This window comes from Trichocoleus sp. DQ-A2 (assembly GCF_039961915.1).
In the GTDB taxonomy this organism is placed as follows: Bacteria; Cyanobacteriota; Cyanobacteriia; order Cyanobacteriales; family FACHB-T130; genus FACHB-T130.
In genome coordinates this window covers 86010-99070 of record NZ_JAMPKD010000012.1, presented here as the reverse complement: position 1 = coordinate 99070, position 13061 = coordinate 86010, and the positions used below count along the sequence as shown (strand labels likewise).

At 48.5% G+C, this 13061-nt stretch carries 12 protein-coding genes; 6 read left to right on the top strand and 6 right to left on the bottom strand.

Annotation, left to right across the window (positions count from 1 at the left end):
* Positions 1 to 26 precede the first annotated feature (26 nt).
* The gene (locus NC997_RS14000) at positions 27 to 467 is read left to right on the top strand and encodes a peroxiredoxin (protein WP_190426580.1); all 441 of its coding nucleotides are present in this window, start codon (positions 27 to 29) and stop codon (positions 465 to 467) included.
* Between the two features lie 95 nt (positions 468 to 562).
* Here the strand turns inward: NC997_RS14000 and NC997_RS13995 are convergent, their stop codons facing one another.
* From NC997_RS13995 to NC997_RS13980, 4 genes are all read right to left on the bottom strand, one after another.
* Positions 563 to 952, bottom strand: a complete 390-nt coding sequence (locus NC997_RS13995; protein WP_190410969.1) for a hypothetical protein — start codon at positions 950 to 952, stop codon at positions 563 to 565.
* A 135-nt stretch (positions 953 to 1087) separates the two neighbouring features.
* A complete protein-coding gene (locus NC997_RS13990; protein ID WP_190426577.1) occupies positions 1088 to 1984 on the bottom strand; it encodes an ABC transporter permease in 897 nt (298 codons plus the stop codon).
* 63 nt (positions 1985 to 2047) lie between these two features.
* Positions 2048 to 3067, bottom strand: coding sequence for an ATP-binding cassette domain-containing protein (locus NC997_RS13985; RefSeq protein ID WP_190529839.1), 1020 nt, complete (start codon positions 3065 to 3067; stop codon positions 2048 to 2050).
* Between the two features lie 242 nt (positions 3068 to 3309).
* Positions 3310 to 4071, bottom strand: a complete 762-nt coding sequence (locus NC997_RS13980; protein ID WP_190529837.1) for a 3'-5' exonuclease — start codon at positions 4069 to 4071, stop codon at positions 3310 to 3312.
* Positions 4072 to 4297: 226 nt separating this feature from the next.
* Between NC997_RS13980 and NC997_RS13975 the strand changes: the two genes are divergently transcribed.
* Positions 4298 to 5491 carry a pentapeptide repeat-containing protein gene (locus tag NC997_RS13975; protein ID WP_190529835.1) on the top strand — a complete coding sequence of 398 codons (1194 nt, stop codon included), beginning with the start codon at positions 4298 to 4300 and terminating at the stop codon, positions 5489 to 5491.
* 170 nt (positions 5492 to 5661) lie between these two features.
* On the opposite strand, the gene NC997_RS13970 is transcribed toward NC997_RS13975, so the two are convergent.
* Both NC997_RS13970 and NC997_RS13965 read right to left on the bottom strand, forming a co-directional pair.
* A complete protein-coding gene (locus NC997_RS13970) occupies positions 5662 to 6648 on the bottom strand; it encodes a heme o synthase (RefSeq protein WP_199306293.1) in 987 nt (328 codons plus the stop codon).
* Positions 6649 to 6760: 112 nt separating this feature from the next.
* Positions 6761 to 7687, bottom strand: coding sequence for a heme A synthase (locus NC997_RS13965; protein ID WP_190529833.1), 927 nt, complete (start codon positions 7685 to 7687; stop codon positions 6761 to 6763).
* Between the two features lie 609 nt (positions 7688 to 8296).
* Between NC997_RS13965 and NC997_RS13960 the strand changes: the two genes are divergently transcribed.
* From NC997_RS13960 to NC997_RS13945, 4 genes are all read left to right on the top strand, one after another.
* Positions 8297 to 9388: a cytochrome c oxidase subunit II gene (locus tag NC997_RS13960; protein WP_190430223.1), complete on the top strand. Its 1092-nt coding sequence runs from the start codon at positions 8297 to 8299 to the stop codon at positions 9386 to 9388.
* Between the two features lie 131 nt (positions 9389 to 9519).
* Complete coding sequence (ctaD, locus tag NC997_RS13955) at positions 9520 to 11283, top strand: cytochrome c oxidase subunit I (protein WP_190410977.1); 1764 nt, start codon at positions 9520 to 9522, stop codon at positions 11281 to 11283.
* Positions 11284 to 11366: 83 nt separating this feature from the next.
* Positions 11367 to 11996 (top strand): heme-copper oxidase subunit III, encoded by a 630-nt coding sequence (locus NC997_RS13950; protein ID WP_190410978.1) that lies wholly within the window; start codon positions 11367 to 11369, stop codon positions 11994 to 11996.
* 201 nt (positions 11997 to 12197) lie between these two features.
* Complete coding sequence (locus NC997_RS13945; protein ID WP_190529831.1) at positions 12198 to 13025, top strand: pentapeptide repeat-containing protein; 828 nt, start codon at positions 12198 to 12200, stop codon at positions 13023 to 13025.
* Positions 13026 to 13061: the final 36 nt, after the last annotated feature.

The window sequence follows — 13061 nt, the reverse complement described above, 5'->3', positions numbered from 1 at the left end:
TCATAACTGAGCAGGAAATAGAATTTATGGCTCTAGCAGTCGGTACAACGGCACCCACTTTCACCGCCAAAGATACCAATGGGAACACTGTCTCGTTGTCTAATTTGGCAGGAAAAACTGTGATTTTGTATTTTTATCCCAAAGATGATACACCCGGCTGTACCAAACAAGCTTGTAGCTTTCGAGATGCCTATGCAGACTATCAAGGCAAAGATATTGTAGTCTTGGGCGTTAGCAAGGATGATGAAGCGTCTCACCAGAAATTCACCGAGAAGTTCAATTTGCCTTTTCCCCTACTGGCAGATGTCGATGGCAGCATTATCAAAGCTTATGACGTTGAAGGAAGTAGCGGTTATGCCCAGCGCGTAACTTACGTGATTGATGGCACTGGCAAGATCGTTCACGTTGATTCCAGCGTCAACACGGGTAGTCATGCTCAGGATATCTTAGCGGCACTGGCTTCTTGAGCCGACGACTTTAGTCTCTAGAAATAATCCGAGAAGCCCGGTTTCCTTAAGGAAATCGGGCTTCTCAATCACAGGACTATTTGAATACTGATTAGTTATGGCGTCGAAGAGGCGGGTGTTACTGAGTTTACTGGAGTGACAGGTGCTACAGGTGCTGCCTGATTGGGAGTACCAAGAAGTTGTAGTTGTTGACGTCGGAACTGATCGGCGGCAGTATTCAGATTATTCTTCTGGTCAGTATTAAACTCGTCCATACTGCGAATGTTGCCCAAGGTGGCTCGATGCATCAAGTCAAAGACACCAGACGCACCGCCGTTATTCGTCCGAGAAAATGGGTCTGTATTTTGCTCTTGGAAAGTGTCTGCGGGACTGACCGCTCCTGGTTGCGACAGGGTGGATTGAGCCAGAGTCAATTGAGGCAGCAAGCAGGAGGCGAATCCCATGCCAGCCAGAACACCGAGAACCAGTTTAGTTTTTTTATTCATGACAATTTGGGGCGAAACACGCTACGAAAGTTGTGAGTTTTGAGTTTTGAATAAAGACGAAAAAATTGATCTCTATGTTCAACTTTATAACTCAAAACTCACTCAAGACTTGGTACTCATTACTCAAGACGATTCTTAAGCAAACCGACGACGCAGCAGTGGTTGAATTGCTAATAATATTACTGCATCAAAACCGAGAAGCACCAATATGGCAGTGCCAAAAGTTACAGTGCCCCAAGGAGCTTGCATTACCACGCTACTGAGTGCCCAATCACTGTGGAGATACAGATAACGAATTGGCTCAATCGCATAGCTGAGGGGATTGAGAGTTGCAACAACCTGCAACCAATTGGGCATGAAGGATAAAGGGGCGAGGGCTGTACTGGCAAACAGTAAAGGCAGGTTAGTAACAAAAATTACAGCAATCAGCTCGACGTGACCGGGCAAAGCAAAAGCTAAACCCAAGCTCAAAGCGGTGACACCCAGAACCAGCAACAGAACAATCAATGCGATCGCGCCCAAGCCTAAAAGATTAGGTAAACCGGCTCCCAGAAAAGCGCTAGCTGCAACAATTACTGCCGCTTGGATTAAGCTCAGCGTCACAATATAGATAGATGAGGCAGCAACAATCGAAAATCGGGATGCCAGAGGAGCGACTAATAAGCGGTTGAGAAAGCCAAATTCCCGGTCAAACATCACCGGCAATCCAGCATTCAGTGCCCCGGCAAAGGCGGTAAAAACAATCACACCGGCACCAAGAAATTGCCCGTAGCTCAAATCATTGCCAAAAATGCCTTGAGGAGCATTTTGAAACAGCGCCCCGAATAGAACCAACCACATTAAAGGCTGGATAATTCCCGCCACGAGAGTCGAAGGACGCCGTTGCAATTGAATGAATAAGCGCTTCGTTAAAGCCAGAGTTTCTTGAATAAAGTCACTGACGAGGCTGGATGCAGCACCGGCATTAGATTTACCCGCTGCCTCTGGCTGCAACCGGATATCAGGTTTAGGAGGCGTTATCGTACTGCTCATATCAATTTCAGATGTTGATGTTGGATTTTGGATTTTGGTCGCTTGGTGGTGTAAAAGCTTGTTTTAGCGCATATTCTGCTTTTTCTCTGCCTTCTGATCTCGGCTACCGGCTGCTGCAAGTTCTGCATCCATCAGGGTTCTCCCCGTAGCCGCAAGGTAAACATCATCTAAGCTAGGTCTAGCTTGGGCAATGCCAAAAATCGGTAAATTAGCGGCTTGGAGAGATTGCTGTATTGTCATCAGGGCGTCGCTTTGGGGCGTGACTACTAAATTGAGAGAATTCCCCTGAGCGTTATTGATGATTGCTTCTTGCACAAAGGGCAGAGATTGCAGCATATTTTTCGCTTTCTCTGCTTCTTCAACGGGAGAAAATTCGCGGATACGCAGGGTGATGCGATCGCCTCCCACCCGATCCTTCAACTCAGAAGGCGTCCCAGAGGCAATCACTACCCCTCGGTCGATAATCGCCACCCGGTCGGCTAAAGCATCAATTTCTTCTAAATAGTGGCTGGTGATCAGCACCGTTGTCCCGGATGCTCGCAACTGGCGCAAGAAATCCCACACGACTACACGGCTTTCAATATCTAGCCCTACGGTTGGTTCATCCAGAACTAAGACATCTGGCTGATGCAGCAACCCAGCGGCTAAGTCGAGGCGCTTGCGTAAACCGCCAGAGTAGGTGCCAGTTTTTTTATCAGCGTATTCTTGCAATCCCAAGACGCTCAGCACCGCCTCAATTCTCTGTTTCGCCACGGCACCGGGGAGGTGATACAGCGCGGCTTGCAGTTGCAAGAGTTCCCTTCCTGTCAGCACCTTATCTAAGGCGACCTCCTGAGCCACATAGCCTAAGCGCTGCCGTGCCCCCCTGGGGTTATCCACAACGGAGATGCCAGAAACTTCAATTTTGCCAGCATCAGGTGTTGTCAGGGTACACAAGACCCGCAGGGTTGTCGTTTTCCCGGCACCATTGGGTCCTAATAGACCAAAAATTTCACCAGGTTCGACCTGAAAGGAAACATTTTTAACGGCTTCTACTGAGCCGTACCGTTTCTGAAGCTTTTCGATTAAAACAGCGGGAGCCATAAATGTCCCAAATTAACAAATCTAAACACTATTTGTTTCTATTGTATTTCAATCCCTCATCAGGATTTATACTCCTACCGTGCTGGACTTCTCTACTTGAAAGGCGAAAAGTCCGTACAGTGACATCTCAGGACGATACAGCGCCAGACAATTATACGGATAAGCGATCGCGACCGTCCCCATATCTGAGATAGAGAAAGCGCGATCGCTTGATTTAACTAAATTGGGAAACTCTAGCCGGATTAGTGACAGAGTGCTATTTGCGTGACAGAGAAAGGAAGTTCTTTGCTATCATCCACAGCCATTCTTCGTTCCCAGCTCTTTCGCTCAGAAATCCACCTGAAACCCGCCTGTTTTGCCTGTTGACGATTGTCATAGGTTACAAGAGCTTTAAAAAGAGCTTTGGGTCTTAAAGCTTTCTCAAACATAGCTTGCAAGTTTTCCATGCGATCAAAAAGAGCTGCGATTAACTGGCAATCAGTTAGTGCCCTATGCGTTCCAAAAACTCCAATGTCATGAGCTGCTGCCAATTCGAGCAAAGATTGACCGGAACGGGTTTGACGAGGCCATTTGAAATCGTTACAAGTACATACCCAAGGAAGCGGTTCCCCTTTAAAGTTCAATAAAGTAGGTAATGTGCTTTTCCCATTTTTTGAGAGACCAAACCACTTCTTATCAAACTCGGCATTGTGCGCCACAATAACTTGCGCCATTTTTGCCATCTCAACGAGCATCCGCACTCCCCGATCAGCTTGTTCTGCTGTCATTTCCATTAGCGGTGCTGGTTTAATTCGGTTTATATGCTCTGCCGGATTACTCTGTGCAGGCAAAATTATTGAAAATTGCTCGATGGTGGTTTGGTGCTTCACCGAATAAAGGATTGCTCCAATTTCTATCACCTGGCCCGCGTTTACTTCCAGATGTGTTGTCTCTGTATCGACGATTAAAACCTGATCGGGCGTGTGAAGCCGTTGCTGAGGTACAGCTAATGGATTGTGGTTCATAATGGAGATAACAAATTAACTACAGGCCCCCAGCCTTAGAGCTGGCGGGCTTTTTTTTGGCAATTCTGCCCTTGACATCCACAGCATAACTTTGCCAATATCGCCCTGTCAACTGTTTGGGTCGCTAGTTTCTTTAGCGTAATATCTACAAGCGTGAGTAATATTCACTATGATAGCTATAGTGAGACACGTCCTGATTAAGTCTTAAGTGGTAAACAAAGCGCTTATGAAAAAAATTCGCTGTAAGTTAAAGGATTTGATGGAAAAACGGGGGCTATCCCAGTACAAACTAGCTAAAGAGACGGGTCTTAGTATCAATGCCATCAGCAGGCTTTACAAAGGTGAGTTTGATCGAATTGACTGCAATACATCTGAAGTTTTATGCAACTACTTTGGCTGCGACTTATGCGAACTTTTTCCCCTAGAAGCTGATTCCTCAGAACCAATGAAAGAGGATGAGCTTCGGAAGCGATATGCAGCAGGAGAGAGGGATTTTTCAGGAGTAAACCTCAGCTTTGCCAGCTTAAATGAGGAAAATCTGAGTGGGGCTATTCTAACTGGAGCTATGCTGAACTCAACTATTCTGACTGGCGCAAACCTAAGCAAGGCAAACTTGGATCAGGCAGACTTGACAGGAGCATATCTGGAAAAAGTAAACCTGAATGCAGCCACCCTAAGAGGATCAAAGCTCAGTTTAGCAAGACTAGATGCTGCAAAACTTGTCTATGCAGAACTAACTGACGCAGACCTCAGCCAAACTTCTTTAGAAGATGCAGAGCTTCGTTGGGCAAACCTAAGTGGGGCAGTTTTAAGAGGAGCAAACTTAAATAACGCACAAATGACTAGAGCGAACCTGAGAAAAGCCGACTTGACCAATGCAGAACTAACGGGAGCGCATTTAATGTGGGCAGACCTGAGTGAAGTAAAGGCGATCAGTGCTGCTCCTGAGGTGAGTAGTGCAAATTTTAGTAGTGCTGACTTGAGCGGTGCTAACCTCAGCAGTGCTAACCTGAGTTGTGTTGATCTAACAAATGTCAACCTCACAAATGCCAATTTGAGTAGTAGCAATTTGAGTCTTGCCATTCTGAATGGTGCTGACCTAACTGGTGCCATTCTAAATAGTGCCAATATGAGCAATAGTATTTTAGAAAAAAGCTATCGGGGAAACAATACTGTGGTAGTAGCTTTGAGTGGTGCTGACTTGAGTGGTGCTGACTTGAGTGGTGCTGACTTGAGTGATGCTGACTTGAGTGGTGCTGACTTGAGTGGTGCTGACTTGACCCATACCAATCTGAGTGGTGTCAACTTAAGAAATGCTAATCTACAGAATGCTAACTGGGACAATGCTAAATTGAGGGGAACAACAATGCCTGATGGCAAAATACTTAGCAGTTTAGAAGAGGATTTCTCCGAATTCTAGCTGTTAGATTTAGATGGATTTTGCCGGTTGAGCGATCGCGCGAATTGTTGATAGAAATGCGATCGCATTCCCAATCCTTTCCGCAAGAGTTTAAACAGAGCGACCGCTTTCAATGCAAAAAACCCGCCAAGGCGGGTTTTTTTGTTTAGATGCGATTTCTAATCGCGGGATCATTGCAAAATTGCGATCGCGCTAATGAATGTCTGGAGATGTTCGCCAACAAATGCGGTGAATTGATGCGTTACTGGTAAACTATCGACGACAATGCCGGTGCAGAGCAGCATCATGTAGAGGATGGAGTATTTAAACAGCGATCGCGCGACCTGTTTATCTCCAGGTGACTGCAACATCTGCCATGCTTTCTTAATAAAGAGACTCCCCAGGATTGAGGCAACAATCCCATAAACGATACCAGACGCGCCCAAAGGATAAACCAGCAACAACGTCATCGGTACCATAATCAGCGTGTAAAGCCAAATTTGCCGAGTCGTGACCACTTCCCCTTCAACCACTGGCAGCATCGGAATCCCGACCTTGGCGTAGTCATCTCGAATCATTAAAGCTAACGCCCAGAAATGGGGAGGCGTCCACACAAACACAATCGCAAAAAGCAGCCAAGCTGCCCAGCTTAAGGTGCCGGTAACAGCGGCCCAACCGACTAGCGCCGGGATCGCTCCTGCGGCACCGCCAATCACGATGTTTTGCGTGGTGTGGCGTTTTAGCAAGTGGGTGTAGATGCCCATGTAGAAGACAACGCCTGACATTGCTAAGAGGGCGGACAGCAGGTTGGCGAAAACTGTCAGCAAGGTGAAAGAAAGACAAGCCAGGACAATTGCAAAAATTAGCGCATCGCGGGATTGCACACGACCAGAAGGAATCGGGCGGTGGCGGGTGCGCTCCATTGCATAATCGATATCGCGATCGTAGATGCAGTTGAGGGTTTGAGCAGATGCGGCAGCGAGCGTTCCACCCGCCATCGTCACCAATAACAACAGCGGATCTACCTGTCCATCTGATGCCATCCACATACTCGCCGCCGTTGTGATCAGCAGCAGCGGGATAATTCGGGGCTTTGTCAGCTGGTAGTAACTCTGAATGACCTCTAGGAAGTTTTGGTGTCTGCGGGAGACATCGGTTCCAACTATCATTTCCTGCATTATTTATTTTTTCCTAAATTACTTAGCCTGCCGCAACGCGATCGCTCAAGGGTAAACGAGCGCAGGCTTTGTTTGTAGAGTCCCACCCTGAGGGGTGCGGATTGATGAAGAGCTATACGGAAGGGTTGGGAATGACACTGGCGCGATCGCGCAACGCCAAAACAGTAAAAGCAACAAGCGTTCCGAGTAAGGCGGCTCCGACTGCCTGGTGAGCGACGGTCAGTGGTTCTACTTGGAGGTGCAAGCGGAAGGTCGCCACACCGAGAATCACTTGTAACACCAGTAAACCACCACCCAGATTAGCCAGACGGCGCAGCATCGGGTGCAGTGCGGGTGTGCGCCATGCCAAAAGCACGACAGCAACGATCGCTAAAGTTGGGGGAACGACACCCGCAATGTGGCTATTCATCACCGTACACAACTCTTGCGCCCCAAAGCACTGATGGAGCGCCCAGCGAGAACCCACTAATCCACCCAGGAGGCTTTGTAGATAGACCAAAATTGCAGCCGTTAAACTCACCCACGGCAATTTTCCAACCGTTCCCGTGCCTTGATAAGGCAAGAGTGCCGCGCCGATTGTCAGTAGGGTGATAAAAAACAACAGTGCGGTTCCCAGGTGAGCGGTGACAATGTCAAAACGCAGCAGTTGCGTGACCGTCAGTCCCCCCAAGACGCCCTGAAATACCACTAAAAAGAGTGCGAAGGTGGACGCCCAAGGCAACCATTTAGGGAGCGATAGCCGATGCCACCAGGAAAGAACTGCTAGCGCGATCGCGCCGAAGCCGATTGCTGCCGCGTCCAACCTGTGAAACCACTCCAGAAACACCTGAAGATTCATCTGCGAAGAAGGCACCAGTTGACCGTAGCATAGAGGCCAATCCGGGCACGCTAGCCCAGCATTCATCACTCTTGTGGCACTCCCAATCGCCATCAAAACCAGCGTAGCGACGCCCAGCCGAAACACCAAGCGACGGATCTTGTCCCTTGGGTGGGAATCCTCCGGAGTGCGAACATCCTGATGAAGGACGGATTCTGTCATAGCGTTCAAAAAGCTAATTTTTCACCAATCAAATCAGAGTATCCGCTCAATTCCAACCTAGCATCTGAATGGAGGAAGATGACCGGCTCTAGCTACCACTCTAATGACCCCGTTGCATCATCAGCCACCGCTTTAGGAATTTCTTCCAATTGCCGAGATTTTGCGGAAATTGAGGCGAATTAGGGCAATGCAATAACCTCTGCGGCTAAAATTTTTAGATTTCTTCTAAATCAAGTATTTCATTGTAAAAAAGAATACTGGTATTCAAAGAGAAAACCGCTAGAATCCAGAAGCAATCTTCTAGCTCTAAATCCCGAATCCCTGACAGGGCGGGAGACGCCTCCCAGGATTCATCCTAGCGGAAATGGCTTTGTCTGCTGGTACCTTTCCTGAAAATGGCGGCGATCCCAAAAAAATTCCAAAAGATAACTCAGATTGGCTCACCTTTATGGGATCTCTGCCTTACCGTGGTTAATGAGGCTCTTACTGATTTCCTAAGATCGAACACAAAGGCAGCTTCACTTCGAGGCAGTCTAGATAGACCAAATCGGTCTGGGCATCAGCCCACACTGTTTTGTTTAGAATTGCACCAAATCCAAGACAAAGCCCGTGAAAATCCCAAGCTCGATATTAACTTTACTGGTTGGCATTGTGCTGACCCTTGTCAGCCTGTGGTACGGTCAAAACCACGGTCTTTTGCCGATAGCAGCCTCTGAGGAAGCAACCCTAATCGACAGGCTGTTTAACGCGATGATGACCATTTCCACAGGTCTGTTCCTGCTGGTTCAGGGAATAATTATCATTGCGGCAATTAGATTTCGGCAACGTCCTGGCGATGATACGGACGGGCCACCCGTGCATGGCAACGTTCCCTTAGAAATTTTGTGGACGGCGATTCCAGCGGTGATCGTCCTAGGAATCTCGATTTACAGTTTTGAGGTTTATGGTCAAATCGGCGGACTGAATCCGATGGATCATTCGGTTGCTCACGCTCCGAGTCATCAGCAGGTTGCCAAAATGCCTGGAGCGGCGATTGCAGCTACCTTAACAGAGGCTGAAAACGCCACGGACACTGAAAATCGCAATCAGCAGCTGCAAGATAAAGTCTTAGAAGACCCCGCTACGGCAAAAGTCCGCAAGGAGCTTCCTCAACTGCGGGATTCAGCCGATGTAGGCGTAACTTCTGGTCGCATTGGTCCCACACCTGACAAGCAAGGTCAAGATCCAGAATTTTATGTGAATGTTACGGGTCTACAGTTTGCTTGGCTTTTTAGCTACCCCGGAACCGATGTGACAGCGGGCGAATTGCATCTTCCGCTTGGACGGGAAGTGAAATTGAACATCTCGGCAAATGATGTTATACACGCTTTTTGGGTGCCTGAGTTTCGCCTCAAGCAGGATGCGGTTCCAGGACGCCAAACTGAGCTGCGGTTTACACCCAACAGACTCGGTGAGTATCCGCTCATTTGTGCGGAACTCTGTGGTGCTTATCATGGAGTCATGAAGACAACGGTCATTGTTCAGACCCCCGAAGATTTCCAGAATTGGCTTGCCGAGCAGCAAGAAGTTGCCAGTTCTGAGGCTCTCGATCGGGCGGTGGCAGTAAACCCCGCAGAACGCTCAGATGCTGAGTTTTTGGCTCCCTACGCCAGTGAAATGGGGATCGATGCCGAAACTCTACACCCTCTCCACCACCACTGAGTAAGAGAGTGATGAGTGATGAGTGTTGAGTTGTGAGTTAAAAAAGTTCTCGTAAAAATCTTTTATTTAATTCAAAACTCAAAATTCAAAACTCAAAACTCTTCTGACCCCCCTTAACTTCTGAATTTGAGATGACACAAGTAGAGCTTCAAGAAAAAGCAAATCTACCAGCCCACGGTGAACAACCGAAGGTAACGCATTGGCGAGAATACTTTAGCTTTAGTACCGACCACAAAGTGATTGGGATTCAATACCTGGTCACGACGTTTATCTTTTATTTGATTGGTGGAGTCCTGGCAACAGCCGTTCGCACGGAACTGGCAACCCCAGAGTCCGATTTTGTCGCCCCAGATGTTTACAACAGCTTATTTACGGTTCACGCGACGGTGATGATCTTCTTGTGGATCGTGCCTGCGGGAACCGGCGGCTTTGGGAATTACCTGGTGCCCTTGCTGATTGGAGCAAGGGATATGGCGTTTCCGAGACTGAATGCGATCGCCTTCTGGATCATCCCACCGGCCGGGTTGCTGCTGTTGAGCAGTTTCTTGGTCGGGGCACCCGGTGCGGGTTGGACTTCTTATCCCCCCTTGAGCGTTGTTAGTGGCAAACCCGGTGAAGCGATTTGGATTCTCAGCGTCCTGATCCTGGGGACCTCTTCGATCCTGGCAGCGATCAATTTTCTCGTCACCATCTGGAAGATGCGGACGCCAGGGATGGGGTGGAATCAAATGCCCTTGTTCTGCTGGGCAATGCTCGCCACTTCTGCATTGGCTCTTATCGCTACGCCTGTATTAGCAGGGGCACTGATTCTACTATCCTTTGACCTGCTGGTGGGTACGTCCTTCTTTAACCCGACTGGAGGGGGCGATCCCATCGTGTATCAACACCTATTCTGGTTTTACTCCCACCCGGCGGTTTACATCATGATCCTCCCCTTCTTCGGGATGATCTCAGAAATTTTGCCGGTTCACGCCCGCAAGCCGATTTTTGGTTATAAAGCGATCGCTTATTCCAGTCTGGCAATCAGCTTTTTGGGGCTAATCGTCTGGGCGCACCACATGTTTACCAGCGGCACCCCTGCCTGGTTGCGGATGTTTTTCATGATCACCACAATGGTGATTGCTGTCCCTACCGGGATCAAAGTATTTAGCTGGTTGGCAACCATTTGGGGCGGCAAACTGCGCCTGAACAGCGCCATGCTGTTCGCAATGGGCTTTATCTCCATGTTTGTCATCGGCGGCATCAGTGGCGTCATGGTGGCAGCTGTGCCCTTTGATATCCACGTTCACGACACCTACTTTGTCGTGGCTCACCTGCACTACGTCCTCTTTGGCGGCAGTGTTTTCGGCATTTATGCCGGATTCTATCACTGGTTCCCCAAGATGACGGGGCGGATGCTGAACGAAACTTGGGGCAAAGTTCACTTTGTCCTGATGTTGGTTGGCTTCAATATGGCATTCCTGCCGATGCACAAGCTAGGTCTAGAAGGGATGAACCGACGGATTGCTTCGTATGACCCGAAATTTACCACTCTCAACGTGATCTGCACGATTGGGGCATACATCCTCGCCGTCTCCACCATTCCTTTCATTGTTAATGCCTGCTGGAGTTGGATAGCGGGTCCCAAGGCACCTGATAACCCCTGGCAAGGACTGACCCTAGAGTGGATGACAACCTCGCCCCCGCCACCGGAAAACTTTGAAAAAGACCCAGTGTTAGCCACTGGGCCTTATGACTATGGGATGGGCGATCGCCGCACTCAAGTAGAGGTGCCCTTTGACGAGCCTCGAAATCCAGTCTTGGCTGCTGGCCCTGACTCGGCTCTCCGTGCCGATCCCGATCCCGCAGTGGCGGTGAATCCCGATGACCGCCAAGGAGAAAGTCACAATCGGTAATGGTAATCGGTAATCGGGAAACGATGACCCATTACCGATTCTCCACTACCCATTACGTATCCAACTCTTTCTAGAGGAGATTCATGCAAGGTTCAACGATTGACCCAGCGAAAACTGCCCTCAACTATCACCACAACTCAGAAGCGACTGTGGAAGCCCACGGCGTAGAACATCATGATTTCCGCATCCAGGGGCTGATTGTGTTTCTGATTGCGGAAGGCATGATCTTTGTCGGCTTATTTACTGCCTATCTCGCCTTTCGCGCTGTGGCACCCAGTTGGCCCCCGGAAGGAACGCCAAAGTTAGAGCTATTACTGCCCGGAATCAACACACTGATTCTGATTTCTAGCAGTTTCGTGATCCACAATGCGGATACTGCCATCAAAAAGAACGATGTGGCAGGTTTAAGGACTTGGTTTGCCGCAACTGCCTTAATGGGAGCGATTTTCCTGGGGGGTCAGGTTTACGAGTATACCCATTTGGAATTTGGCCTCAGCACTAACTTGTTTGCCAGCACGTTTTATGTTCTGACTGGGTTCCACGGTCTCCACGTTCTTTTAGGACTAGGGGCGATGATTGCTGTTTTGTGGCGCAGTTTAAAACCCGGTCACTACAGCAGCGAACACCACTTTGGCGTTGAAGCCGCAGAGATTTATTGGCACTTCGTCGATATTGTGTGGATTATTTTGTTCACCATCCTCTATCTGATTTGAATCTTTGTTTTTGCTTTTTTGACAAAGCTTGCCCCCAATTGGGGGCTTTTTTATGAGGAAAAGTTACTCTACTGATTGGAGGCGGGAAGGAGTCCTAAAATTTTAGATTTGGGGTTTGGGATTTTGAGTTGAAAATCTTAGACAGTCAGCGACTTTCCCGATTGAAAATCATGCAACTGTTCCGCAAATTGGTATGAATCGATGGACGCAGATGAACTACTGAGGAAATATGTAGAGGGCGAAAGAGATTTTTGTCTAGCCGACCTAAGTGGAGCCGACCTGAGTGGGGTAAATCTCAGTCAGGCGGATTTTAGTGGGGCCAACTTAAAAAAAGCTACCTTGAGTCGAGCGATTCTGAGCCGATGCACCCTAGCCGCAACCCACATGGAGGAAGCGGACTTGTGTGAGGCAGACTTGCGTAGAGCCGATTTGAGTGGAGCTGAAATGTTTGGAGCCTTCTTAATTGCAGCCAACCTGAGTTTAGCCGACTTGATTGGCACCGACTTGACGAAAGCCAATTTGAGTTTAACCGACTTGATTGGAGCTGACTTGATTGGAACTGACTTGAGTGAAGCTAACTTGAGTTTAGCCGACCTGCGGGGAGCTGACCTGAGTGGAGCTAATCTGAATGAGGCTAATCTGAGTGCATCCCATCTCTATGAAGCTGACTTGAGTGAGGCCAACTTGGAGGGAACGAACTTCCGGAGAGCGCTCTACAACGAACAAACTAAGTTTCCCGAAGAGTTTGATCCAAAACTAGCAGGAGCATTGTTGATTGCCCCGAATGTATTGCTGGCAGGGCTAGACCTGAGTAGAGCGAACCTTCCTGGGGTTAATCTGCGTGGAGCTAACTTGAGCGGTACTAACTTGAGCAAGGCAGATATGGTTTGGGTAGATTTGAGTGGAGCCAATTTGAGTGGAGCTAATTTGAGTGGAGCCAATTTGAGTGGAGCCAATTTGAGTGGAGCCAATTTGAGTGGAGCTAATTTGAGTGGAGCCATCATGCCTGATGGCAGCCTTCATGATTAAGGTCAAATAGTGAGAGATTAGACAAGACTCGTAGGG

Excerpts from the sequence above, each read along its gene's own strand:
- NC997_RS13965 (WP_190529833.1), bottom strand. The coding sequence starts at position 7,687 with ATGACAGAATCCGTCCTTCATCAGGATGTTCGCACTCCGGAGGATTCC.
- NC997_RS14000 (WP_190426580.1), top strand. The coding sequence starts at position 27 with ATGGCTCTAGCAGTCGGTACAACGGCACCCACTTTCACCGCCAAAGAT.
- ctaD (WP_190410977.1), top strand. The coding sequence starts at position 9,520 with ATGACACAAGTAGAGCTTCAAGAAAAAGCAAATCTACCAGCCCACGGT.
- NC997_RS13980 (WP_190529837.1), bottom strand. The coding sequence starts at position 4,071 with ATGAACCACAATCCATTAGCTGTACCTCAGCAACGGCTTCACACGCCC.
- NC997_RS13975 (WP_190529835.1), top strand. The coding sequence starts at position 4,298 with ATGAAAAAAATTCGCTGTAAGTTAAAGGATTTGATGGAAAAACGGGGG.
- NC997_RS13985 (WP_190529839.1), bottom strand. The coding sequence starts at position 3,067 with ATGGCTCCCGCTGTTTTAATCGAAAAGCTTCAGAAACGGTACGGCTCA.
- NC997_RS13995 (WP_190410969.1), bottom strand. The coding sequence starts at position 952 with ATGAATAAAAAAACTAAACTGGTTCTCGGTGTTCTGGCTGGCATGGGA.
- NC997_RS13990 (WP_190426577.1), bottom strand. The coding sequence starts at position 1,984 with ATGAGCAGTACGATAACGCCTCCTAAACCTGATATCCGGTTGCAGCCA.
- NC997_RS13950 (WP_190410978.1), top strand. The coding sequence starts at position 11,367 with ATGCAAGGTTCAACGATTGACCCAGCGAAAACTGCCCTCAACTATCAC.
- NC997_RS13970 (WP_199306293.1), bottom strand. The coding sequence starts at position 6,648 with ATGCAGGAAATGATAGTTGGAACCGATGTCTCCCGCAGACACCAAAAC.
- NC997_RS13945 (WP_190529831.1), top strand. The coding sequence starts at position 12,198 with ATGGACGCAGATGAACTACTGAGGAAATATGTAGAGGGCGAAAGAGAT.